This is a genomic window from Mesorhizobium sp. B2-3-15 (genome assembly GCF_006442875.1).
GTDB classification, from domain to species: domain Bacteria; phylum Pseudomonadota; class Alphaproteobacteria; order Rhizobiales; family Rhizobiaceae; genus Mesorhizobium; species Mesorhizobium australicum.
On sequence record NZ_VFVO01000008.1, the window covers coordinates 250,403 to 273,725 of the forward strand.

Sequence of the window (23,323 nt, forward strand, 5' to 3'; positions counted from 1 at the left end):
CCTCGTCCCTGAGATCATAACCGCCTATCGTTCAGCGGCCTTTCGCTCGTGATCCAGCTGACGATGCTATCGCTTATTCGAAGTGGCATCCTAGGCGGCGGCTCCACTGTGCTGCAAGGGCCGCCGGAAATGCTTGATCGGCTTCTCTTGCCGCTGAGCCTGGCGCCCGCGCGGCTTGACTTCGCAAATTACTTCCCCAACTATAGGTGTATGAGTACCGCTGCCAAAATCCGCCGTGATTTTCTTTTCCGGGTTTGCCCCATAGCGGGATCGTAACCCCCGGCTCGGTTGCCATGCGCGCCCCGAGCCGGGGGGTGAACATGTAAAAATTGAACATGTGACATTGGCGCAGGGTTGCATCAGTCCCTGCGGAATCGGCGCATTCAGCAAATTTCCGTCGCACTGACAACCGTTGGCGACCCCTACGCGGGTTCCGGACGCGAGGCAGAACATGAGTATTCAAATGCAAGACAACACGAAAACGCGGCGCAAGCCGAACATCCGCATCTCGAAGTCGGACCACGCGCGGCTATCGGCCCTCGCGAACACCGTTGCCGCCCGAAATCCGGAGGCGGCAGATGAGTTGTTCGCAGAGCTCGAGCGCGCCCGCATCGTCGCCGATGCCTGGGTCTCCGCCGGCACCGTCCGGATGGGTTCGACCGTGACTTTCAAACCCGACACCGGCGATCGGAAAACGGTCACGCTGGTTTTCCCTGGCGATGCGGACATCTCCGAAGGAAAGGTTTCAATCCTCACACCGATCGGCACAGCGCTGATCGGCCTCTCGGCTGGGCAGTCGATCATGTGGACCGCCCGGGACGGGCGTCGGCACGAATTGTTGGTGCTTGACGTGAGCCAGCCCGCACCGGAAGGCGATGTAGCCGATCGGCGCGCGCCAGCGCCTTCGACAATTGCTGCGGGCGTCTAGACATGGGCGTTTCCATCCGTCTCCTCAATCACGCGGGCAGCCTCATCGCGGGAGTGTGACCCCTGCGCCGGCCTATCATGGCCCGGCACAGGGGTAACTTTCCACACCCAATTGCTTGACGCCGGGTCTTTTGCACAGGGCCGGCTGGAGACGCGCCATGCCCACTATCGATAGCTGCCAACTGACCACCAAGGACTACACGATTCTTGAAGTGATGCAGGAGCGCCGACCTGCCTCGGCGATGCCTTGTCGGCGATCCTTCAACGGAAGATTTCGAGCGCAGTTGTGATGTTTCGGGAAGACATCCCGGCAAACGTCGTGACGCTCAGCAGCCGCGTGGCTTATCGGGTAAACGACGGCACTGCTGAAACCCGCATCGTCGCACATGACCACATGCGCGGTCTGGTTGGCATGCTGTTGCCGATCACCAATCCGCGCGGCCTGGCGCTGCTCGGTCTGGCCGAGGGTCAGTCCATTTCCATTCCGACCTCGGACGGCAGGCTTGAAACGCTGACCGTACATGAAGTGGTTTATCAGCCGGAAGCCGCGAGGCGCGAGAGGCTGAAGCTGGCGGGAGTTGCCGAGCCGTGGCCGCTGCGGTCGGCCGGGCGGGGTCTACGCGTCGTCCATCGTTCCGATGAACCGCACGACGAAGCTCAGAACAAAGTCGCGGTGGTCTTCGATGCCGGGTTGACGACCCGGGACCGTCGGCCGCCTGAGAACTCGACTATTCCGATGGCTGTGAAGCCGGGTGGACAAGCGTTCCTTCGGGCCTTGCCTGTATCAATTGAGGCCAACAAACTAGGGTCTGATTATGGATGATTACGACAACCAGAACAGCGCCAAGCCTGAAGATGTGCGAGCCGCATTGAGAGGCTGGGCATTCTTCGCCGTTTTAATGACCGGAATCTTTGGCCTGGCCTACGCTTTGATCGAAATGTAGAGGATCCGACGAAGCCGACCGGCGTGTCGTTGCAGTCTTTGCGGTCAAACGCCGTGGCTTCGCGCCGGGAGCGACGATCATTTCACCACTTGCTTCAGACCGCGGAGCGCCTCCTGCACGTCGGCTCGCGCCTCGTTTGCTTCGGGATACACTGCATAGGCCGGATAGGTGAATTCCGGCGCGCCTTCTACCACCTCCAGTTGCCCGGCCTCGATATGGGGAGCTGCTGCGCCCCTGCGGAAATAACCCACTCCGCCGGCGCGCAAGATGTAGCTCAGCCCCAGCGGTCCCAGGCCGACCATCAATCCCGGCTCGCCGAAGGCAGAGGAACTGGCACCATGCTGGGCTGCAAACAGCGGCCCCCAGTCGACATAGACATAGTCCTTGGAGCCGCCGGGTTGCCCATCTCGGTAAATGGTCCGGACCAGGACGAGTTGCTCTTCGACGAGAAGCTCCACCTTGAAACCCGGCAGCAGCTTAGGCGCATAGAGCACCGCGATGTCGAGTACCCCGGTCCTGAGTTGCTCGATCAGTTGGTCCGGTACGCCGACTTGGGCTTGGATGGCGATTTCCGGCCTGGCTTTCTTCATCCAGACCAGCCAATCGAGCAACAGCGGGTTCCATAGGCTGAGTTCCCCGCCCAAGGCAACGACGCTCGTCCGTCCCGAAGGGATGGCGAGCTGGTGTCGAGCGCGTTCCCAGATCTGCACGAAGGATTGGGCGAACCGCACGAACTCGCGCCCCGCCGGCGTCAGTTGCGCACCGTTGCGGTTACGGATGAAGAGCTGACGTCCGAGCTCCTCCTCCAGCGTGCGAATGCGTGCGCTCACAGTGGTCTGGGTGACGTGGAGCCGGTCGGCGGCTTTCAGAAAGCTGCCGGAATGAACGATTTCCAAAAACGTACGAGCGCGGTCGATGTCCATTCCGGCTTCCGGTTTGGTGCAATAATCTTGCATCAATACAGCATTTAATTCCGTTTGCCTTCCCGTTTTTCGCAGCGCAACCTTTATGACGGCGAGATGGTTTCCCTGCAACGGCCAATGGAGCGCGCAAATGTCTGATCAGGAGGATAATCCCTTGGAGACGCGAGAGTACGCCTCTCCGCCGTGCTTCATGCACGAACTTGTTCCAGGATATGCCACCGAACCAGTCGTCCAGGACACCTGGCCGGATGTGTGTCGATGGCGCAAGGCGGAGCGCAAGCGACTGATCGACGAGCGTCTCGCTGTCGACACCGATGAACGCCTCGCGAAGTCTTTACGCATCGCTTCCGCTCTTGACCTGGCTGTCGGCCGGGTGAGCGGCCGCATCGTGAGTGGCTATTGGCCTTTTCGAGGTGAACCGGACCTTCGCAACTGGGCAATCCGGGTGATCGAGCGCGGCGGGCGGATCGCGCTGCCGGTCGTCATCAAAAAAGGCTGGCCGCTCGAGTTTCGTATCTGGGGACCGGGAGACCCACTGGAACGAGGGATCTGGAATATTCTTGTCCCGTCACACGGGCCTTCGGTCCAGCCGGATGTGGTCATCGCGCCCGTAGTCGGTTTCGACCAGGCGAATTATCGCCTGGGCTATGGCGGCGGCTTCTTCGACCGGACCCTGGCCGCGGCGCCAAAGCATCCTCTCGTCGTCGGCGTCGGTTACGCCAGCAGCAAAATCCAGACCATCTATCCGCAGCCACACGACATTCCGATGGATGTAATCGTCACGGATGAATGAATGAGTGCAGGCAAGGCCTAATCCTTTGTGACGGCGGATCGCAGATGCCGTCCATTGTTGAGGCCGTCTTGCCTGCTAGCAGTGAAAGCAGGAAGCACGTCATGTCCAATCCAGCCACAACCTTGGATGACCACAAGCCCCGTTTTCTTGCCAGGTGGCTGTGGTCGACGAACCACAAGGACATCGGGACGCTCTATCTGCTGTTCTCGATCATGACAGGTGTCTTCGGCACCGCGCTTTCCGTGTTGATTCGCATGGAACTGCAGGAGCCGGGACTGCAGATATTCGGCGATCCGGCAGTCTACAACGTCGTCGTCAGCGCCCATGGGCTGGTCATGATCTTTTTCGTCCTTATGCCGGCGCTGATCGGCGGCTTTGGCAACTGGATGGTGCCTATCATGATCGGCGCGCCCGATATGGCGTTTCCGCGACTGAACAATATCTCTTTCTGGCTTCTGGTGATGGCGTTCATCCTCTTCATCACCTCGATGTTCGTTCCAGGAGCGCCCGGCACCCTCGGCCACGGCGGCGGCTGGACCCTCTATCCGCCGCTTTCGACCTCCGGCCAGCCCGGCCCCGCTGTCGACCTCGTCATTCTTTCGATCCATCTTGCGGGCGCTTCCTCAATCCTCGGCGCTATCAACTTCATCACCACAATCTTCAACATGCGCGCGCCGGGAATGACGATGCACAAGATGCCTCTGTTCGCCTGGTCGATGCTGGTCACCGCATTCATGCTTCTCATGTCACTGCCGGTGCTCGCCGGCGCGATCACGATGCTGCTCACGGATCGCAACTTCGGCACGACTTTCTTCGCCCCGGACGGCGGCGGTGACCCGATCCTCTACCAGCATCTGTTCTGGTTCTTCGGTCATCCCGAAGTCTACATCATGATCCTTCCCGGCTTCGGCATCATCAGCCATGTCATCTCGACCTTCGCCAAGAAGCCGATCTTCGGCTACATCGGCATGGCCTATGCGATGGTAGCGATCGGCATGATCGGTTTCGTCGTCTGGGCGCACCACATGTATACGACCGGCATCTCCCTCGACAGCCAGCGCTATTTCGCCTTCGCCTCGATGGTCATCGCCGTTCCAACTGGGGTGAAGGTGTTTTCATGGCTGGCGACCATGTGGGGAGGATCAATCGAGTTCAAGACCCCCATGCTCTGGGCTCTCGGCTTCGTCCTGCTCTTCACCATCGGTGGTGTCACTGGCATCATGGTTGCGAACCCCGGTATCGACCGCGTCTATCACGACACTTATTTTGTGATCGCCCACTTCCACTATGTGCTGTCATTGGGCGCGGTCTTCGCCATCTTCGCCGGCTTCTACTACTGGTTCCCGAAGATGACCGGCTACATGTACAACGAAACGCTCGGCAAGCTGCATTTCTGGCTGATGTTCCTCGGCGTCAACCTCGTCTTCTTCCCGCAGCATTTTCTCGGCATGGCCGGCATGCCACGACGCTACGCCGACTACCCCGACGCTTTCGCCGGCTGGAATTTCGTGTCGTCGATCGGTTCCTACATTTCTACGGCCGGACTTATCGTCTTCTTCATCGCGGTCGCGGAGGCCTTCGCCCGAAAGCGTCAAGCTGGCGCCAATCCATGGGGCGAAGGTGCGACCACGCTCGAATGGCTGCTGCCGTCGCCGCCGCCATTCCATCAATGGGAACGGCTGCCGCGCATTGTTTAAAAGTCACCTCCGGTTCCGAACCGGCGCCCGCTTCGACATTTTGTCGGGAGAACGTCATGAACGAGACAACAGATCCAAACAGCCAGATACTGCTCATGGCGATCATCGCGTTTTATTGGGCGTTTCTAAGCAGTTGGGGCAAACGTCAGTCACGTCCGGGCGAAGACAAGGCAAAACCGGATGTGCCGACTGAGCGTCTAGCCGGAAGTAACGAAATCATGTCTTCCGGCGACACGCCCTTGGAGGTTATCCGAAAGAGCGATCCGAGTTTTGACCCTGCCACGTTTCTGGCCGGCGCCAAGGCGGCTTATGAAATTGTCCTGTTGGCCTATGCAAGTGCCGACATCCAGACATTGAAGCGCCTTGTCGGACCGGAAGTGCTCGACATCTTCGAACGAGCGATTGCCGGGCGCCGGGCTCGGGAGGAGATGCTACAGCTCACCTTCATCGGCATGCGCGAAGCCGCAGTCGTGGGCGTCCTCGAAGAGGATGGCATCGCCGAAATCGCCGTTCGCTTCGTTTCCGACGTGGTCACCGTTACGCGCTCGGCCAACAACGAGATCGTTTCAGGAGATCCCCAGCAGATCATTGAAGTGATCGATACGTGGACGTTTGCCGGTGACATCCAGTCAAGGAAGCGAAATTGGATGCTGATCGCCACAGACGGCGGCTAGCTGCTTGCGTCATTCCGGCGACCGCTGAAGGGCGACTCTTGGACGCTTGTGTGTGGCTTTCATCGCCTGCGCCGCGATTAACCTAAGAGACCGGCGGTGATGACGTTTGAAACGCATCTGCGCTGCAGGTGCGGTGGAGATATGTTGATGGCTTCCCTGCTAAGTCGCCTCGGTTTGGCGCCGGCGCTTTCGTTGTGGAACGACACGAGCGCTATTCGCGAAATGTTGTTCAGCGTCGAACGGCTCCAAGAGCACGCCCGCAGCCTGGCGGCCGCCCAGCAGATCAGGCAGGACAGACCGAACGGGCATTCGCTGCTGAAGCGGCTCACCGACAATGAAGCCAGTCTGATCGCTGCTTATCGCTCCATCTGCGAGGCCGTAAGTGACGGGGCGGCTATCACTCCTGCCGCGGAGTGGTTGATCGATAATTTCCATCAAGTGGAACGGCAAATCCGACAAGTCAGGTTGGATCTGCCACCTCGTTACTATCGCCAACTCCCTACGCTCGCGGACGGCCCGTTCGCGGGCTATCCGCGTGTCTTCGGGATGGCTTGGGCATTCGTCGCCCACACGGACAGCCGGTTCGATGTCGACGCATGGTGCGACTACGTGCGCGCCTATCAAACCATACAGCCACTGACGATCGGCGAACTCTGGGCATCGGCGATTACTCTTAGGATCATTCTTATAGAAAACCTCAGACGGATCGCAGCGCGTATCGTTTATAGCCGCGAGGAGCGCCGCAGGGCGGATGATCTTGCCGACAGGCTTCTCGCGGTGGGCGCGCATGCGGCCGAGCCTCCTAAGTCAGTAATGGCCGAGCTCGATCAAGGGGCGCTCTCAGAGGCCTTCCTCCTTCAACTCGTTCATCGGCTACGCGATGAAGATCCCTCCGTCTCGTCACTGATCACACGTCTCGACAAACGGCTGGCGGCGCAGCAGAAGACCGTGGACGCAGCTGTCAATGACGAGCAACAAAAGCAGATTTCGGCCAACGTTACCGTCCGAAACATCATCACCAGCATGCGCCGCATGTCCGATGTCGATTGGACGGAAATCTTCGAGCGTGTCACCCTGATCGACGCGGTGTTGGCGGACGGCTGCAGCTTTGCGGAGATGGACTTCCCGACCCGCAATCTGTACCGCTCGGCCGTCGAGGAACTCGCCCGCGGATCCGGCCTTAGTGAGCTGGAAATCGCTCACCGAGCAGTTTTAACCGGCGCTCAGGCCGAGCCCGAAGCCTTGGAATCAGACGAACGCCAGACCGATCCTGGCTATTACCTTTGCGCAGGCGGTCGCGTCGAGTTCGAAGCGGAAATCGGATTTCGCCCACGACCTCAACTGTTACTCGGACGGTTTTATCGCACCCTTGGCATTGGAGGGTATATCGGCGCCGGCGCGATCGTGGCCGCGCTGCTGCTGGCGATGCCGATCGTCGTCCATGCTCAAGCCAGCCCGGGCTGGATATGGTTGGGCATACTGGGAACACTCGGGGCCATCCCAGCCCTGGACGCAGCGGTTGCGCTCGTCAACCAGGAGCTGACCCACCGTTTCGGCCCGACCCAACTGCCGGGTCTCGAACTTCGCGATGGCGTGCCCAAACGGCTTCGCACGCTCGTGGTTGTGCCGACCTTGCTGACGACTCACGAGGTTGTTGCCGCGCAAATCGAACAGTTGGAAATCCACTATCTCGCGAGCATCGCTGGTGATGTTCAACTCGCCTTGCTGTCTGACTGGACCGATGCGGCGACCGAGACCGTCGAAGGTGACCAGGAACTCCTTCAAGTTGCCATCGATGCGATTGCGCGCCTGAACCTGCGCCATGGGCAAGCGCCTGGCGGCGATCGTTTCCTGCTGCTCCATCGCCGGCGCGTATGGAATGAGAGCCAACAAAAGTGGATTGGCTGGGAGCGTAAACGCGGCAAGCTTCATGAGCTGAACCAATTGTTGCGCGGTGCCTCCGATACTACTTTCCTGACCCTTGATGGCCGGCCGCCTCAGGTTCCGGAGGGCGTGTTCTATGTCATCACACTGGACGCGGATACGAGACTTCGGCGTGATTCGATCCGGCGTATGATCGGCAAGATGGCGCACCCGCTAAACCAGCCACGCCACGACGCGGCCACCGGCCGCGTCGTGGAAGGCCATGCCGTGCTGCAGCCTCGTGTTGCCACCGCCCTGCCGACGGCAGCCGAGGGATCGGTCTACCAGCGCGTGTTCTCCAGCATGAACGCGATCGACCCGTATTCAACGGCTGTAGCTGACGTCCATCAAGACTTGCTTGAGGAAGGGTCCTACGCAGGCAAAGGCATCTATGCGGTCGACGCCTTCGAATTCGCACTCAAGGGCCGTTCGCCCGATTCGATCCTCCTCAGCCATGACCTCTTCGAAGGCGTATTTGCCCGCTCCGCTCTGGCCGCCGACATCGAGGTCGTCGAAGCCTACCCGGCCAGCTACGATGCTGCCTCACTTCGCTATCATCGCTGGGCGCGCGGGGACTGGCAGTTGCTGCCGTGGATATTAGGGTGGTCCGGTCTCTTGGGAGGGGGCCGCAAGCAGTCTGCCGCCATGCCTGCCAGTGGTCGTTGGAAGATGGTCGACAATCTACGACGCACACTTTCTCCGATCACGTGCCTGCTCGCGCTCATGGCGGGATGGCTGCTGCCTTTCGACGCCGCGGTAATCTGGACGATCTTTGTCGTGGCCACGCTCGTGCTGCCCAGTTCCGTGCCAGCTCTGGCGGGGATTGCGCCGCGTCATGCCGGTCTCAGCCAGCGCATTCACTTCAAAACCGTGATGTCGGACTTTCGTCTCGCGCTGCTTCAATCACTGTTGATAATCACCTTGCTGGCGCACCAGGCGTGGCTGATGGGCGATGCCATCGCCAGCACCCTGTTCCGGCTGTTTATCACCCGGCGCAACCTTCTCGAATGGACCCCATCGGCACAAGCCACAATTGGTCACGAACCTGCAACGTCCGCTTACTATCGCTGGATGGCGGGCGCGGTGCTGATCGGTGTGGCCGCGCCGATCGTAGCCTTGTTCTCCGGAAACCAGACCTGGTTCCTGGCCGTCCCATTTGCGATCCTGTGGATCGCCTCTCCCGCAATCGCCCGGTGGGTGAGCCTGCCTTCGGTCGAAGGAGCAAAACCAGCGCCGACCGCAGCGGACACTCGCGCCTTGCGGTTGATCGCGCGACGGACCTGGCGGTTCTTCGAGACTTTCGTTGCGGCCGACGATCACAATCTTCCGCCGGACAATTTCCAGGAAGACCCCGAGCCGGTCGTCGCACATCGCACATCACCGACCAATATCGGCCTTTATCTGCTGTCGACAGCGAGCGCGCATGACTTTGGTTGGCTGGGCCTCACTGACACGATCGAGCGGTTGGAGGCGACGCTTTCGACGATGGGACGCCTCGCCCGCTTTCGAGGACACTTCTATAACTGGTACGACACGAGCGATCTTCGTCCGCTCGATCCGCAATATGTCTCGTCCGTCGATAGCGGCAATCTTGCTGGGCATCTCATCGCGCTCGCCAACGCAACCGAGGATTGGGGAGACCTCGCCGTGGCAGTGCGTTTGAAGGGGATCGGCGATGCTCTCGACCTCATGGTCGACGAGGTGAACGCCCTGCGGGACAGCCGCCGCACGGAGACCGTCACCTGGCGTCAGATCGACGACGCCCTCGCGCTCCTCGTGACTGACCTGCATCAGCCCCTTGTGGCCCCTGAAGAGATCGTCGCGCGCCTTTCGAGGCTGGCGACATCCGCCGAAACCTTGGTCGACATCACTCGGGCGTTCGCCCTCGAACGGGCCGATGGTGCCAACTCAGATATACTATTTTGGGCGCAAGCCGTCCGTACCTCCATCGGTAGTCATGAGCGCGATCTGAACGGTACGACGTTGGCCGTCACTGACCTGTCTGCACGCCTCTCCGCGATCGGCGCAACGGCTCGGGAAATGGCCTTGGCGATGGAGTTCGACTTTCTGCTCGACCGCCAACGCATGTTGCTCTCCATCGGCTTCCTGGTTCCAGGGGGTGCTGCGGACGAGAGCTGTTACGATCTGCTGGCGTCGGAAGCGCGGCTTGCTAGCTACGTCGGTATCGCGAAAGGCGACCTTCCGACCCGGCACTGGTTTCGCCTCGGACACGACGTAACCCCGGTCAATGGCAGCGCCGCGCTGATCTCGTGGTCGGGCTCAATGTTTGAATATTTGATGCCGTCCATCGTCATGCGCACGCCGACGGGGAGCGTGCTGGAGCATACCAACCGCGTCATTGTCCAACGGCAGATCGAATATGGGAAGACCCTCGGCACTCCCTGGGGTGTCTCCGAGTCCGCCTACAACGCCCGCGACCTGGAGCTAACCTATCAATACTCTAACTTTGGCGTACCCGGTCTCGGGTTGAAGCGCGGACTCGGCGAAAGCGCTGTTGTGGCGCCCTATGCAACCGCCCTCGCAGCGACCGTCGATCCGGTTGCTGCGGCGCGAAACTTCGAGCGGCTGATAGCCGATGGCGGGCGGGGCCGCCACGGCTTTTTCGAGGCGCTCGACTACACACCCACCCGAGTTCCGGACGGAAAAACAGTCGCGGTTGTCCGTGCCTATATGGCCCATCACCAAGGCATGACGATCACCGCCATCGCGGACGCCTTGTTGGGAGGCGCGATGCGGCGCCGATTCCACGCAGAACCCATGATGAAGGCGGCCGAACTGCTGCTGCAGGAGCCTATGCCCCGGGAGGTCGCCGTGCCATCGCCTTGGGCGAGCCAGGGGACGTCTGTGGCGAATATCCGTGAATTCGATCTGCCCGAGGCCTCGCGGCGCGTCGATCCTCATGCCATGACGCCGGCAACGCACATGCTCTCCAACGGCCGTTACAGCGTCATGCTGACAGCCGCCGGCTCGGGATACAGCCGTTACGAGGCACTGGCTGTTACACGTTGGCGAGAGGACGCCACCTGCGATGATTGGGGATCCTACATCTATTTCAGGGATATCGAGAGCGATGACGTCTGGTCGGCGGGAATCGCCCCGACCGGCGTTGAGCCGGATCATTACGCGGTCACTTTCAGCGCGGATCGTGCCTCCTTCTCGCGCCGCGACGGCGAGTTGAGCACCATCCTCGAAGTTGTTGTTTCAGCGGGGGACGACGCTGAGGTACGCCGTGTGACCGTCACCAATTCCGGCAGTCGCTCGCGAGACATCGAGGTCACATCCTACGCCGAGGTGGTCATTGCGCCCTCCGCCACCGATGCCGCCCATCCAGCCTTCGCGAAACTTTTCGTCCAGACCGAGTACGATACGCGTCCGGGGGCCATCCTGGCCACGCGGCGGCGGCGCTCGCCGGACGAACCTGAAATCTGGGCCGCGCATCATTCGGTGGTTGAGGGCGCGAGCGTTGGAAGGCCGGAATTTGAAACTGACAGGGGGCGCTTCCTCGGCCGAGGACGAGGCGTTCGAAACCCTGCCGCCGTGATCGACGGTCGGCTCCTGTCCGGTTCGACAGGATCGGTCCTCGATCCCATCTTCGCCCTGCGGCGTCGCGTGCGCCTCGCTCCTGGTGCGACGGTCCGCATTGCATACTGGACCGTGGTCGCGGAATCACGAATGGGGGTCCTTGACCTGATCGACAAGACGAACGACATCAGCGCATTCGACCGCGCCGCGACGCTCGCCTGGACGAAGGCGCAAGTGGAACTCCATCACCTCGGGATCAATCGAGCCGATGCGACCTTGTTTCAGCGCTTGGCGGGCCATCTCCTTTACGCCACGTCCGCGATGCGCTCCTCGTCGGAGACAATCCTTCGCGGCGCAAGCGCCCAACATGGGCTTTGGGCACAAGGTATATCCGGCGATCTGCCTATTATCCTCCTGCGTATTGCCAATGCGGACGATATGCGGATCGCGCATCAACTTCTTCAGGCGATGGAGTATTGGCGGCATCAAAGGCTCGCGGTGGACCTCGTCATCATCAACGAGCGTGCCTCTTCTTACATTCAAGATCTGCAAAACGCCCTCGAGGGCTTGGTGCGGAGCAGCCACGGTGGTCTCTCGTCGGTCATTTCGCAGGACGCCTCCGCCGGTCGTGTGTTCGTCCTCCGAGCCGACTTGGTTCCCACGGAGACCCGCGCGCTGCTTGGATCGATCGCGCGGATCGTGCTCGTCGCCGAGCATGGCGGGTTAGCCGAACAGCTCAACCGCATTTCCGATGCCGGCGACGGGATCCCGCCGGCCCGAAGCTCTCGCGCCCGGCGCCCGCTGCAACCGGTTGCGACGCCGACCTTGCAGCTTGAATATTTCAACGGCCTCGGCGGCTTCGCCGATGATGGTAAGGAATACGTGACGGTCCTTGGCGCCGGTCAGTCGACTCCTGCGCCCTGGATCAATGTCGTCGCCAATCCCGCTTTCGGTTTTCAAATGTCCGCAGAGGGATGCGGCTTCACCTGGTCGGTCAACAGCCGCGAACACCAGTTAACGCCATGGTCAAACGATCCAGTCACCGATCGATCGGGCGAAGCGGTTTATCTGCGCGATGAGGATACGGACGAATTGTGGTCTCCGACGGCATCGCCGATCCGTGATGACGCAAGCACCTACTTGGCCCGGCATGGTTGGGGATACAGCCGGTTCGAGCATGAGGCGCACGGCATCGCGTCGGAATTGCTGGTTTATGTACCCTTGACTGATGCGATCAAGATATCGCGCCTCAAACTCTGCAACACCACCAACCGCCGACGCAGGCTATCCGTGACGGCTTATGTCGAATGGGTACTCGGCGTCTCCCGCGCGTCATCGGCTCCGTTCGTTCTGACGGAGATTGATCCTGGATCCGGCGCACTTTTCGCAAGGAACCCATGGAGCGCCGCCTTCGGGTCTCGGGTCTCCTTCCTCGACTTGGGCGGACGTCAAACAAGTTGGACCGCCGATCGTCGGGAGTTCATTGGCCGCAACAGTGACCTTGCCGACCCGGCCGGCCTAGCAGCCGGCGTCCGCCTTTCGGGAGCGGTCGGCGCCGGCCTCGACCCTTGCGGCGTTTTGCAAACTATCATCGAGCTCGCTCCAGGAGAGGAAACCGAAATCGTCCTTTTCCTCGGCGACACCGCTGGCCCCAGAGAGGCTGCGGAACTAATCACGCGGTATCGTCGGGCCGATCTCGACGCGGTGCTGAACGAGGTGCGTGCGCATTGGCAGGACATTCTCGGCACGGTGCAGGTCAAAACGCCCGATCGGTCGATGGACATCATGCTGAACGGTTGGCTTCTCTATCAGACAATTGCATGTCGCATCTGGGCCCGGTCCGCCTTCTATCAGGCGAGTGGAGCGTACGGATTCCGCGACCAGATCCAGGATGGCATGGCGCTGGCGGCAATCCTTCCCTCGCTTACACGGGAACATCTGATTCGTGCTGCGGGTCGCCAGTTTGCGGAGGGCGACGTTCAGCATTGGTGGCTGCCGCATTCAGGCCAGGGCGTACGCTCGCGGATTTCCGACGACAAGGCGTGGCTCGCTTATGCTGTCGCCCAGTACATCGAGGTATCCGGGGATGTCGAGGTCCTCGACGAGGCCATACCGTTCGTGGAGGGACCTAACCTAACCGCTGATCAACACGATAACTTCTTCTCGCCTGCGATTTCAGACCGGACCGCAAGCCTCTACCAGCATTGCGCAATGGCGCTCGATGCGAGCCTCGCGGTGGGCCGCCACGGTCTTCCATTGATCGGCGGCGGCGACTGGAACGATGGAATGAACCGCGTGGGTGAAGGCGGTCAGGGCGAGAGCGTCTGGCTGGCTTGGCTCCTGCATACGACCCTGACCGCCTTTGCTGGGGTTGCTGATACACGTCATGATGTCGCCCGCGCTGACGCCTGGCGCGCGCACGCCACCGCGCTGGGGGAGTCGCTCGAACATCAAGCATGGGACGGCGACTGGTATCGGCGTGCCTGGTTCGACGACGGCACCGTGATTGGCTCCGCGACAAACGATGAATGCCGAATCGACTCTATCGCGCAATCCTGGGCCGTAATTTCCGGCGCCGCCGAGCCTCAGCGCGCGGCCCAAGCCATGGTTGCCCTCGAACGCGAACTGATCGACGAGGACAACAGTCTTGCGCTTTTGTTCACGCCGCCTTTCAACCGAATGTCGCACGATCCGGGATACATCAAGGGCTATCCACCCGGCATCCGTGAGAATGGCGGCCAGTACACCCATGCCGCAGCGTGGTCGGTCATCGCCTTTGCTCTTCTCGGCGAAGGCGACAAGGCGGCCGGCTTGTTCGCTCAGCTCAACCCGATCAACCACGCCCGCACGCGGGCCGAACTCCGCCACTACAAGGTGGAGCCATATGTGGTTGCCGCCGACATTTATTCAGCGCCCGATCATCTCGGACATGGCGGATGGACCTGGTACACCGGATCGGCTGGGTGGATGCACCGCGCCGGACTCGAAAGCATCCTGGGTGTGCGGTTTGAGGGATCGTTACTGCATCTCGACCCCTGCATCCCGAACAGCTGGCAAGGTTTCGAGGTCACCCTTCGTCGCCGATCCGCCCGGGTGCGAATAAAGGTTGAAAACCCCAATGGGTCCTCCCGCGGAGTGGCTTCGGCACAGTTAGATGGGATATCGCTCGTTCAGCGTCCCCTCCGGGTCGAGTTGATCGACGACGGGCGCGTTCACGAACTCCTGGTTACGCTAGGCTGACGCGAGCGAGGAGCCGACCGCGCGAATTCTGCATCCTCAAGCGCATGTTATCGACGTGACGGACATAGGAGAGGTGTGGCTAGACATGGGAACAACACCGACCATACGCTATCGTCAGTGGCGCGACTTGCCGGTCAAGAGATTGCGGGGATCGCTCCTTGTCTCGCTTATGGCCTGTCAGGAAGTCGACAGCCGTTGGCTTCGACTCCTGTACGCGCGACGTTTTCCAGAACCTGATTGAGATCACCGATTCTCTAGACCTAAAGTGCGTTCGGTTGAAGTTTGATACACGCAATGTGGGCAGACGAAGACGTAAACAAATTTAGCCGGATCGATCCGGCCCTATCGCATGGCGACCATATTAGGTGCGACCGAACGCGGCCTATCGAGCTGCGGTAGTGGAGCAAGCGAAGGTGAGTGAGCTGACGGTCCCAATCCTGCGAATTCCGCAGTCGCTAAAGATCGCAAATACCGCATGCATTTCGTGTCGAAATGTCGCAACAGGGCGGCTCCGGATTGAAAGATCCTATTCAAGGACCATATCGCAGTAATGATCTCGTTCAGTCATCATAGGAGGTTCCTGCTTTTCGCAGGCTCACTACTGAACCGCTCGTAGCCCCGAGCGGGCCGACGCTCGCGTCTGCTACCGCCTCGGGGCATACTTTGTGATCCCTAACCGATCAAATGAACAGGACGGCACGTAGTCGCCGACTGGGGAACGACTTGAGGTCATTCCACACCGGATTCTCGGCTTGTCGAACCTCAGTCGCCGATCGCGTCCTTCCGCCCACTGGATGCGGCGAACGCCAATTCCGCGCCAATTGTATCTCGACAATGGAGAGCGACATGTCCGATCACCTGAGAACACAGGTGCAGAAGCGTAAGCCGGGATTTCTGCAACGGCTAGTTCTTGCGCCTTTCGAGACTAGGCAGAGGCGCCAGGCGATCAATCAGCTTGAATGCTTGGACGATAGAATGCTTGCAGACATTGGAATCTTGCGCAGCGAAATTCCGCAGGTGATTGACGGGTTGAGCTCCCAATACGCCGAGACGGCGTGTCTGCGAACGCTTGTCGCCGGACCGGAATGCAGAAGCGACCCGCTACGGAAGGCAGCATGAGGGGCCTGCGCCAGAGACCTCGTCGCCAGGTCCATCTACGCTGATTACAGAGAACACCGACCTATGATCTCCTTCGCGTATTTGTCTGCATTGGCCAATGGGATGAGCGACAAATATTGGACAGTGCTTCGACGCTGCCCGAAATCCCTTACGCAGATGACAGAACGTGTGACCCGCTGTATCCTTCCGGTGACGGCCGCCTTGCGGGCTAAGGGCGAACGTCGGAAGTCCTAGGGATAATCCTAGGAGTAGCCCTATGACGATGCCGCGGGTGGAGGTGATCACGTCGGTGGAGAGACGCCGGCGGTGGTCGCGTGAGGAGAAGGAGCGCCTGGTCGCGGCCTCGCTTGAGCCTGGCGTGTCAGTGTCGGAAGTGGCGCGATCGGCGGGTATTCACGTCAGCCAGCTCTTTCGATGGCGCAAGGACCTGTGCGATCGGGTGGATGCGGGTTCATCGCAATTGGTCCCGGTCGAGATTGTACCTGCAGTTGCCATGCCGCCCGCCGTTGAGGTGCCATCAGCATCTCCCGGCCGACGTCGCCGCAAGAGCGGTATCATCGAGATCGAGCTTGGCGGCGGGCGCCGCGTCCGCGTCGATCGCGACGTAGATGCCGAGGCGCTGCGGCGCGTTCTGGACGCGCTTAGGTCCCGATGATCCCGGTTCCGAGCGGTGTGCGGGTGTGGCTGGCGACCGGCCACACTGACATGAGGAAGGGCTTTCCGGGCCTGGCGCTGGTGGTGCAGGAGACGCTAAAGCGTGATCCGCACAATGGTCATCTGTTCGTCTTCCGCGGCCGTCGCGGCGATCTGATCAAGGTTCTGTGGCACGACGGCCAGGGCGCCTGCCTGTTCTCGAAGAAGCTCGAGCGCGGCCGCTTCATCTGGCCATCGCCGGCCGACGGCGTAGTCACGATCACGCCGGCCCAACTCGGCTATCTGCTCGAAGGCATTGATTGGCGCATGCCGCAGAGGACCTGGCGGCCGACGGCGACCGGCTGACGATTTTGGCCTTGCACATGGTGGTGGATATGATTCCATTGCTTGGTGTCTGCTGCTGAATCGCTCCCTTCCGATCTTGCCACCGCCCACGCGATGATCCTCGCGGAGCGAGCCGCGCGCGTCGAGGCCGAAGCGCTTGCCGCCCGCGCGGCGGCGGTCAGTTCCGGGACGGAGGCGTTGATTGCACGACTAAAGCTGGAGATCGAGAAGCTCAGGCGGGAGCTCTACGGTAGCCGATCGGAGCGCAAGGCCAGACTGCTAGAGCAGATGGAGCTTCAGCTCGAGGATCTGGAGGCGGACGCATCGGAGGACGAGATCGCTGCCGAGAAGGCGGCCTCCCAGACACAGACGGTTCGCTCGTTCGAGCGTCGGCGCCCGTCGCGCAAGCCGTTTCCTGAGCATCTGCCGCGTGAGCGCGTCGTGATCGTCGTGCCCGAGAGCTGTCCCTGCTGCGGTTCGATGAGGCTATCGAAGCTGGGCGAGGACGTCACCGAGACGCTGGAGGTGATCCCGCGCCAGTGGAAGGTGATCCAGACAGTGCGAGAGAAGTTCTCGTGCCGGCAGTGCGAGGCGATCACGCAGCCACCGGCGCCGTTCCACGTCACGCCGCGCGGCTTTGCCGGCCCGAACCTGCTTGCCATGGTGCTGTTCGAGAAGTTCGGCCAGCACCAGCCGCTGAACCGGCAGAGTGAGCGTTATGCCCGCGAAGGCGTCGAGCTGAGCCTGTCGACGCTGGCCGATCAGGTCGGCGCGTGCGCGGCGGTGCTGCGGCCGCTGCATGCACTGATCGAGGACCATGTGCTGAAAGCAGAGCGGCTTCACGGCGACGACACCACGGTGCCGATCCTGGCAAAAGGCAAGACCGACATCGGCCGAGCCTGGGTCTATGTCCGCGACGACCGGCCCTTCGGCGGGACATCACCACCGGCAGCCCTGTTCTACGCATCCCGAGACCGGTCAGGCGGTCATCCTGAGCGGCACCTGAAGCAGTTCGCCGGCATCCTGCAGGCCGATGCCTATGCCGGCTACAACCGGCTTTACCTCCCGGACCGGAAGCCCGGACCGGTGACGGAGGCGCTCTGCTGGAGCCATGCACGGCGCAAATTCTTCGTGCTCGCCGACATCGCCGCCAATGCGCGTCGGGCAAAGACCGCGTCGCCGATCTCGCCGATTGCCTTCGAGGCCGTCAGACGCATTGATCTCCTGTTCGACATTGAGCGCGATATCAACGGACTGGCCGCCGAACAGCGCCTCGCCGTCAGGACCGAAAGGAGCGCGTCGCTCGTTGCCGAGCTGGAAGCATGGACGCGTTGCGAGCGTGCGAAGCTCTCGCGCCACGCCCCGGTCGCCCACGCAATCGACTACATGCTCAAGCGCTGGGAAGGGTTCACACGCTTCCTCGCAGACGGGCGCATCTGCCTGACCAACAATGCGGCCGAGCGGGCGCTGCGCGGCCTGGCTCTCGGGAGAAAGTCCTGGCTCTTCGCCGGTTCGGACCGTGGCGCAGATCGCGCCGCCGTCATGTATACGCTGATCGGCACGGCGAAGCTCAATGATGCCGACCCGCAGGCCTGGCTCGCAGACGTGCTCGCCCGCATCGCCGACACGCCGCAAAGCCGACTGGCCGATCTCCTGCCGTGGAACTGGGAGCTTCGATCAGCGAAAGCCATCGCTGCATAGGACAAGAGAATGGCTCACGGACGAAACAAATATCAGTCACGAGAGAACCGGGCACGGGTTCGCGAGATATTGCTTCGCGATTGGGATCCTATCGGTATCTACGGCATACTAGAGGCCGCCGACGAATACGACGCATACGCAAACACGGCCTATGTCATGCTGATGGACGAAGGCGCCACCGCCGGCGAGATCGCGGGCTATCTCTTCACCGTAGCAACCGAGCACATGGGACTAACCAACCGCGGACGACTCGCTGAGAGAAGCGATCAGGTAGCCAAACTACTCGTCAGTCTCCGGCCTGAGTTCAAGACCCACTGACGGCAGCTCGGCCGGATATCTGGGAACCGCGGCCTTTGCCGGAGGCTTACGACCCGCTGGGGGACAGGCATCCTTTTTCTACCATGCCTGTGTTTGCCGCTATCTGGGCCACTGTCGCTATCCTCTCGATGTCCGGTGGGAGTTACCTCGGAGCAAAGGCGCCGCGACTCAAGCGGTGACCGGAAGTAAGCCGCAAGGCGCCCCGGAATCGTCGTGATGCCACGCGCAATTGTCTATCCGTGCAGATCGTGTCTTCCGAACTACATCTCATGCGACTTCGACTCACCTCGGTCGGCAAATTCGAGGCGGATTTTCGACTTGACGAGAGAGCGAGGATGATGCCGCCTCCGATCGCTTTTTATGCGGATCAGACACTTTATGAAAAAAAGCGTTGGACTAACAGCGGTGTCGCGAGGCTCGGCGCATGCTTGGTGTCTCTGGATCGGAACCAAGGCAGTAGCCTCCAAACAAGGAAGCACAGTATGAAACTCGAAATACTGTCCCTCTAGTTACCTATCCTAATGCGAGCTCTGACGCGGTCGCCCCGAATGCGGGCGCTGTCGCTCGCCATCTTGGTGGTGATCTCCACGCGCTCGGACATTAATGTCGACATTCCGAGCGTTTCCAACGCGCTTTCTAGGCTGTTGCTGAAGCTTTCCGAGATGATCCATGAAGCGGAAATGAACAGCCGGACGCGAGGGCAAGCGCTTGTTGCGGCCATGAAAGAACATGCGCCGAAAGCGGGGATCGCTTTGACAACGAGTGAAATCGCGGCGCCACCTGCCGAATTCGGTAATGTCGCGGCCGCAAACGCGCGCTACTACGATCTATCGCTTATCGGCTGGGAGCCTGGAAACCAAGCCCGACGTATGACGGCGGAAGGCCTCGTGTTCGAATCCGGCCGCCTGTCGTCGTCATTCCGGATACAGTTCAGGTCGGCGTCATCGACCATGTCGTCATAGGCTGGGACGGCAGCCGGGCGGCAGCGCGGGGCGTCGCTGACGCGCAACCTTTTCTGCAGCGGGCTTCGAAAATCACCGACGTCACAGTCATGGATGAAAAGCCCTTTCGCGAAACGACCATTTCGGCCCGAATAGCTGGGGAACTGAACAAGCGCGGCTATCCTGCCAAAGGCAGGTCGATCAACGTCGAGGATCGCGAAATTGGCGAAACCCTTCAGGCGCACGCTCTGGAGATCGGCGGGCAGCTTCTCGTGATGGGCGGGTATGGCCATTCCCGGATCCGAGATTTCATTCTCGGCGGTGCGACCAACGGCGTGCTCGGCAATCTCCACTTGCCGGTTCTCGTGTCGCACTAAAACGGGGCAATCGCGGGACCCCGCCCCACTCGAAATCAGCCGGCCGCTCGATGGCACGCCGTGATGCTCGACCATACGTCTATCAGCGATAGCCAAAGCCCATGACGTAGTCGCGCAACAGCGTCTCCACTTGTTCCACTTCTTGCATGAGGGCCTCGAGCGCATCTCGCGCGTTGAGCACTCCGATCAGCCGAGATCCTGCGTCGGTGACGGGAATGTTTTTCAGTCGGCGCTCCTTCATGATCGACCAGACGTCATGCAACCAGTCCGTCGGCTGGCAGATGGCGACATCCTCGGTCATCACCGACGATACCGCGATCTGGCAGATGGAGCCCTGACACTTGCCCATCTGCCTTACGATATCCGTTTTCGTAATCACGCCTTTCAAAAGCCTATCGGGGTCGCAGACAACGACGAGGTCCGAAGAGCCGCCAAGCAGCCGCGCCGCCTCGAGCATCGGAGCATCATATCCGATGGTGACGAGCCTCTTGCGGGCCATAGGTAGGACTCTATCGACGAGCATTTGGTCGTCCTTTTCCGTCTCTCAGCCGCCGAAGGAGATACGCAACGTGACAACAATGCCCGTTACGGCCAGCGTAAAGCAGCCCAAGCGCATCGCCATCAACGCCGCAAACCTCGCTCCAGAATGAACGTAGTCCTCGATTACTACCTGAAGTCCAAGGGCCATGTGATAGAACAGCGCCACCAGCAGCAGCAACATGCCGATCGTTGCGGACGCTGTCCTGAGCCAGGTTACGACGCCAGCACGGTCACTGCCGGTGAGAGCGACGACAGACGCCAGGAACCATATTGTCAGCGGAACCAGTGCAATAGCCGTTACGCGCTCGGCCCACCAATGGCCGAAGCCTTTTTTGGCCGAGCCGAGCCCGGTCGCGCGGCTTAGCGGTGAGCGCGTATCCTGCTTGTGCACCTTCTTACCTTGCCGCCATGTAGATGCTGAGCACCCAGGTTGCCCCCGTGAGCATAAAGCTTGTTATGACCACTGCCCAGCCGGAGGCATAGATCGTGCGAAGTTGAAAACCATATCCCGCGTCCCAGAACAAATGTCGGATACCGCCGCTGAGGTGCATGAAAAAGGAAAACAGGGCTGAAATCATTAAACCCTGCCCGATCCAGGATCCTGTGACACTTTGAACGGTGGCGAATGCTTGCGGACCGGTAGCGACGGCAGAGAGCCAGATCACCAGCAACACTGCGAAAGCGCTTAGGACGACGCCGGTGATGCGATTGGCGATCGACAGAACCGAGGTAAGCTGCGGTCGGTAGATTTGAATGTTGGGGGAAAGTGGCCGCATGCGGCGGATTGTAGTCTTCATTTTCTCTCCCCTCAGCCTGTCCGCTCGACAATCATTTTCTTGATCTCCGCGATGGCCTTGCCGGGATTCAGTCCCTTGGGACATGTGCGCGTACAGTTGAGAATCGTGTGGCATCGGTAGAGCCGGAAAGGATCCTCCAGATCGTCGAGCCGCTCGCCAGTCGCCTCGTCGCGGCTGTCAATGAGCCAACGGTAGGCATGGAGCAGCGCGGCAGGGCCAAGGAAGCGAGCGCCGTTCCACCAATGACTGGGGCATCCCGACGTACAGCAGAAGCAGAGAATGCACTCATAGTAACCGTCAAGCTCGGCCCTCTCGCCGGGCGACTGAAGGCGCTCCTTCTCCGGCACTGGCGCCTCGGAATGGAGCCAGGGTTCGATAAGGCTGTATTGGGCAAACATATGTGTGAGATCGGGAACGAGATCCTTGATGATCCTCATGTTGCTCAAGGGATAAATTGTTGCTGGGTTCTCCGCTTCCGCTATGAATCTCGTGCACGCCAGCCAGTTCGTGCCGTCGATGTTCATCGCACAGGAGCCGCACACGCCTTCGCGGCATGAGCGGCGAAACGTCAGCGTAGGGTCGACTTTGTTCTTGATCCAGATGAGGGCGTCCAGAACCATCGGGCCGCAGTCGTCGAGATCGATCTCGAAAGTGTCTATGACCGGATTGTCGCCAGAGTCGGGATCGTAGCGGTAGATCTCGAATGTCTTGACACGCGCTGCGGCCGCCGCAGGCACAGGCCAGCGTCTTCCTCTTCCTATGCGGGATTCTTTACTGATACCGAGTGTTCTAGGCAAGGGAAACCGCTTCAACACCGTCACCTGGGGAAGTTGTGCTGAGGATTCGATGAGAAACGGGCTTCTTTTATCCTCGTTCATCCATGTGGCCTTCGAGGTGCGGCAGAATCGCGGCATCGACCTGCACTTCTTCGTCTTTGAATTAATCGTCATCAATCATGTGGGGCAGCCTTTCGTGGGCGGCTACTCTTAGTCCGCCGATCAGAATATCGGCAGGAGAACTGTTATCCGGTTCCACGTCAGACTCGGCCAGCCGGCTTATCGTTCTTCTTTCTCGACCATTGCCGCCCGGATCGCATTTGCGATCGAGCTTCGCCTGCAACTCCGGCACAACAACAGGGCTGGCACCATCCATCCTCACCGAAGGCGAGGACCTAGCCGACAATGTTGATGTGATTATGGACCCTGACCACGCCCGGCGCCCGCCAAGCCGTTCGCTCGGCCTCCTGCTTTTCCGACCACGAGCTTACCGTCCCAGCGAGGCTCACGTCACCGCCATCGGCGGTGACACTGATATGTTGTGCGTCGAACTCCGCATTTCGCTTGAAGGCTGTTTCGATCTTGGTTTTGATCTCAACGGGCGCCACGCGCGGCTTCAACACCACGCGATTGGTGACACCCTTGACGCCGTGTAGTCTGCGCGCAGCGAGTTCAGCCTGATTGCGTTGATACTGCCACTCGGCATCGCCCTCCAAGGTAAGCCAACCATCTTTTGCGATGACCTTGAACCGCTCGTGTGAGGAAGGAAGCTCGATGGAGATCGCCTCGATTGCCGCCCGTGCGAGTTCCGGATCTGTCTTTTGATGACTGGACGGAACGCGAACTTCAATGTCGTTGGCAATGCCGAGCACTCCTTTGACTCGCTTCGCCGCATTCTCCGCCTCGTACTTCTGCATATAGAAAGGGACATAGCCGGTAAGCGAGACGACGCCGTTTTTTACGGTGACGCCGACATCGGTGGCAATGATGTCAGGGTCCCAATTCAGTTCGCTTTCCAAGTCTTGCTTGATATCTTTGTCAAATCTCATGTCGCAATTCCTCATAATGGCCAACTCAGGATTTCAAGCGCTGCGAAAGAGCCGGTTACCGGC

At 60.4% G+C, this 23,323-nt stretch carries 19 protein-coding genes and 1 pseudogene; 13 read left to right on the plus strand and 7 right to left on the minus strand.

What is annotated here, in order from left to right; genetic code table 11:
* Positions 1–463: 463 nt before the first annotated feature.
* The 3 genes from rnk to FJ954_RS32270 all read left to right on the plus strand — a co-directional run bounded on the left by rnk (position 464) and on the right by FJ954_RS32270 (position 1,871).
* Complete coding sequence (gene rnk / locus FJ954_RS18375) at positions 464–928, plus strand: nucleoside diphosphate kinase regulator (protein WP_140662449.1); 465 nt, start codon at positions 464–466, stop codon at positions 926–928.
* A gap of 246 nt (positions 929–1,174) precedes the next feature.
* Positions 1,175–1,750: a nucleoside-diphosphate kinase gene (locus FJ954_RS31625; RefSeq protein WP_181177856.1), complete on the plus strand. Its 576-nt coding sequence runs from the start codon at positions 1,175–1,177 to the stop codon at positions 1,748–1,750.
* Positions 1,743–1,871 (plus strand): hypothetical protein, encoded by a 129-nt coding sequence (locus tag FJ954_RS32270; protein ID WP_281407730.1) that lies wholly within the window; start codon positions 1,743–1,745, stop codon positions 1,869–1,871. The genes FJ954_RS31625 and FJ954_RS32270 overlap by 8 nt, the downstream gene beginning before the upstream one ends.
* A 77-nt stretch (positions 1,872–1,948) precedes the next feature.
* On the opposite strand, the gene FJ954_RS18385 is transcribed toward FJ954_RS32270, so the two are convergent.
* Positions 1,949–2,794, minus strand: coding sequence for a LysR family transcriptional regulator (locus FJ954_RS18385; protein ID WP_140662281.1), 846 nt, complete (start codon positions 2,792–2,794; stop codon positions 1,949–1,951).
* Between the two features lie 130 nt (positions 2,795–2,924).
* On the opposite strand from FJ954_RS18385, the gene FJ954_RS18390 reads away from it, so the two are divergent.
* The 10 genes and pseudogenes from FJ954_RS18390 (at position 2,925) to FJ954_RS32070 (ending at position 20,098) form a co-directional block, all read left to right on the plus strand.
* On the plus strand, positions 2,925–3,587 hold the full coding sequence (locus FJ954_RS18390) for a 5-formyltetrahydrofolate cyclo-ligase (protein ID WP_140662282.1): 663 nt from the start codon (positions 2,925–2,927) through the stop codon (positions 3,585–3,587).
* Between the two features lie 101 nt (positions 3,588–3,688).
* Entirely contained in the window at positions 3,689–5,284 is a 1,596-nt protein-coding gene (gene ctaD, locus FJ954_RS18395; RefSeq protein ID WP_140662283.1) for a cytochrome c oxidase subunit I, read from the plus strand.
* 56 nt (positions 5,285–5,340) lie between these two features.
* Complete coding sequence (locus FJ954_RS18400) at positions 5,341–5,958, plus strand: Tim44/TimA family putative adaptor protein (RefSeq protein ID WP_181177857.1); 618 nt, start codon at positions 5,341–5,343, stop codon at positions 5,956–5,958.
* Positions 5,959–6,105: 147 nt separating this feature from the next.
* Positions 6,106–14,664, plus strand: a complete 8,559-nt coding sequence (locus FJ954_RS18405; RefSeq protein ID WP_140662286.1) for a glucoamylase family protein — start codon at positions 6,106–6,108, stop codon at positions 14,662–14,664.
* Positions 14,665–16,054: 1,390 nt separating this feature from the next.
* Positions 16,055–16,207, plus strand: a pseudogene (locus FJ954_RS32060) (transposase); the annotation flags it as partial.
* Between the two features lie 227 nt (positions 16,208–16,434).
* The gene (gene tnpB / locus FJ954_RS18420; protein WP_140662292.1) at positions 16,435–16,782 is read left to right on the plus strand and encodes an IS66 family insertion sequence element accessory protein TnpB; all 348 of its coding nucleotides are present in this window, start codon (positions 16,435–16,437) and stop codon (positions 16,780–16,782) included.
* 93 nt (positions 16,783–16,875) lie between these two features.
* Entirely contained in the window at positions 16,876–18,462 is a 1,587-nt protein-coding gene (locus FJ954_RS18425; protein WP_181177865.1) for an IS66 family transposase, read from the plus strand.
* Positions 18,463–18,471: 9 nt separating this feature from the next.
* On the plus strand, positions 18,472–18,780 hold the full coding sequence (locus FJ954_RS18430) for a hypothetical protein (protein ID WP_246681099.1): 309 nt from the start codon (positions 18,472–18,474) through the stop codon (positions 18,778–18,780).
* A gap of 548 nt (positions 18,781–19,328) precedes the next feature.
* Positions 19,329–19,742 carry a hypothetical protein gene (locus tag FJ954_RS32065; RefSeq protein WP_246681100.1) on the plus strand — a complete coding sequence of 138 codons (414 nt, stop codon included), beginning with the start codon at positions 19,329–19,331 and terminating at the stop codon, positions 19,740–19,742.
* Positions 19,739–20,098 (plus strand): universal stress protein, encoded by a 360-nt coding sequence (locus tag FJ954_RS32070; RefSeq protein WP_281407731.1) that lies wholly within the window; start codon positions 19,739–19,741, stop codon positions 20,096–20,098. The genes FJ954_RS32065 and FJ954_RS32070 overlap by 4 nt, the downstream gene beginning before the upstream one ends.
* A gap of 82 nt (positions 20,099–20,180) precedes the next feature.
* On the opposite strand, the gene FJ954_RS18440 is transcribed toward FJ954_RS32070, so the two are convergent.
* The 6 genes from FJ954_RS18440 to FJ954_RS18465 all read right to left on the minus strand — a co-directional run bounded on the left by FJ954_RS18440 (position 20,181) and on the right by FJ954_RS18465 (position 23,260).
* Entirely contained in the window at positions 20,181–20,621 is a 441-nt protein-coding gene (locus FJ954_RS18440; RefSeq protein ID WP_140662296.1) for a CBS domain-containing protein, read from the minus strand.
* A gap of 21 nt (positions 20,622–20,642) precedes the next feature.
* Positions 20,643–21,029 carry a succinate dehydrogenase, hydrophobic membrane anchor protein gene (gene sdhD / locus FJ954_RS18445; protein WP_140662297.1) on the minus strand — a complete coding sequence of 129 codons (387 nt, stop codon included), beginning with the start codon at positions 21,027–21,029 and terminating at the stop codon, positions 20,643–20,645.
* Positions 21,030–21,033: 4 nt separating this feature from the next.
* The gene (gene sdhC / locus FJ954_RS18450) at positions 21,034–21,435 is read right to left on the minus strand and encodes a succinate dehydrogenase, cytochrome b556 subunit (RefSeq protein WP_140662299.1); all 402 of its coding nucleotides are present in this window, start codon (positions 21,433–21,435) and stop codon (positions 21,034–21,036) included.
* 11 nt (positions 21,436–21,446) lie between these two features.
* Positions 21,447–22,313 carry a succinate dehydrogenase iron-sulfur subunit gene (locus tag FJ954_RS18455; RefSeq protein WP_140662301.1) on the minus strand — a complete coding sequence of 289 codons (867 nt, stop codon included), beginning with the start codon at positions 22,311–22,313 and terminating at the stop codon, positions 21,447–21,449.
* Between the two features lie 61 nt (positions 22,314–22,374).
* The gene (locus FJ954_RS18460; protein ID WP_140662303.1) at positions 22,375–22,587 is read right to left on the minus strand and encodes a hypothetical protein; all 213 of its coding nucleotides are present in this window, start codon (positions 22,585–22,587) and stop codon (positions 22,375–22,377) included.
* Positions 22,588–22,606: 19 nt separating this feature from the next.
* Positions 22,607–23,260, minus strand: a complete 654-nt coding sequence (locus FJ954_RS18465; RefSeq protein WP_140662305.1) for a BON domain-containing protein — start codon at positions 23,258–23,260, stop codon at positions 22,607–22,609.
* Between the last annotated feature and the right edge of the window lie 63 nt (positions 23,261–23,323).

What these genes read in the sequence shown, in the direction of transcription:
- rnk (WP_140662449.1), top strand. Translation starts at nt 464, where the DNA reads ATGCAAGACAACACGAAAACGCGGCGCAAGCCGAACATCCGCATCTCG.
- FJ954_RS32270 (WP_281407730.1), top strand. Translation starts at nt 1,743, where the DNA reads ATGGATGATTACGACAACCAGAACAGCGCCAAGCCTGAAGATGTGCGA.
- FJ954_RS18385 (WP_140662281.1), bottom strand. Translation starts at nt 2,794, where the DNA reads ATGGACATCGACCGCGCTCGTACGTTTTTGGAAATCGTTCATTCCGGC.
- FJ954_RS18390 (WP_140662282.1), top strand. Translation starts at nt 2,925, where the DNA reads ATGTCTGATCAGGAGGATAATCCCTTGGAGACGCGAGAGTACGCCTCT.
- ctaD (WP_140662283.1), top strand. Translation starts at nt 3,689, where the DNA reads ATGTCCAATCCAGCCACAACCTTGGATGACCACAAGCCCCGTTTTCTT.
- FJ954_RS18400 (WP_181177857.1), top strand. Translation starts at nt 5,341, where the DNA reads ATGAACGAGACAACAGATCCAAACAGCCAGATACTGCTCATGGCGATC.
- FJ954_RS18405 (WP_140662286.1), top strand. Translation starts at nt 6,106, where the DNA reads ATGGCTTCCCTGCTAAGTCGCCTCGGTTTGGCGCCGGCGCTTTCGTTG.
- tnpB (WP_140662292.1), top strand. Translation starts at nt 16,435, where the DNA reads ATGATCCCGGTTCCGAGCGGTGTGCGGGTGTGGCTGGCGACCGGCCAC.
- FJ954_RS18425 (WP_181177865.1), top strand. Translation starts at nt 16,876, where the DNA reads ATGATCCTCGCGGAGCGAGCCGCGCGCGTCGAGGCCGAAGCGCTTGCC.
- FJ954_RS18430 (WP_246681099.1), top strand. Translation starts at nt 18,472, where the DNA reads ATGGCTCACGGACGAAACAAATATCAGTCACGAGAGAACCGGGCACGG.
- FJ954_RS32065 (WP_246681100.1), top strand. Translation starts at nt 19,329, where the DNA reads ATGCGGGCGCTGTCGCTCGCCATCTTGGTGGTGATCTCCACGCGCTCG.
- FJ954_RS18440 (WP_140662296.1), bottom strand. Translation starts at nt 20,621, where the DNA reads ATGCTCGTCGATAGAGTCCTACCTATGGCCCGCAAGAGGCTCGTCACC.
- sdhC (WP_140662299.1), bottom strand. Translation starts at nt 21,435, where the DNA reads ATGAAGACTACAATCCGCCGCATGCGGCCACTTTCCCCCAACATTCAA.
- FJ954_RS18455 (WP_140662301.1), bottom strand. Translation starts at nt 22,313, where the DNA reads ATGAACGAGGATAAAAGAAGCCCGTTTCTCATCGAATCCTCAGCACAA.
- FJ954_RS18460 (WP_140662303.1), bottom strand. Translation starts at nt 22,587, where the DNA reads ATGGATGGTGCCAGCCCTGTTGTTGTGCCGGAGTTGCAGGCGAAGCTC.
- FJ954_RS18465 (WP_140662305.1), bottom strand. Translation starts at nt 23,260, where the DNA reads ATGAGATTTGACAAAGATATCAAGCAAGACTTGGAAAGCGAACTGAAT.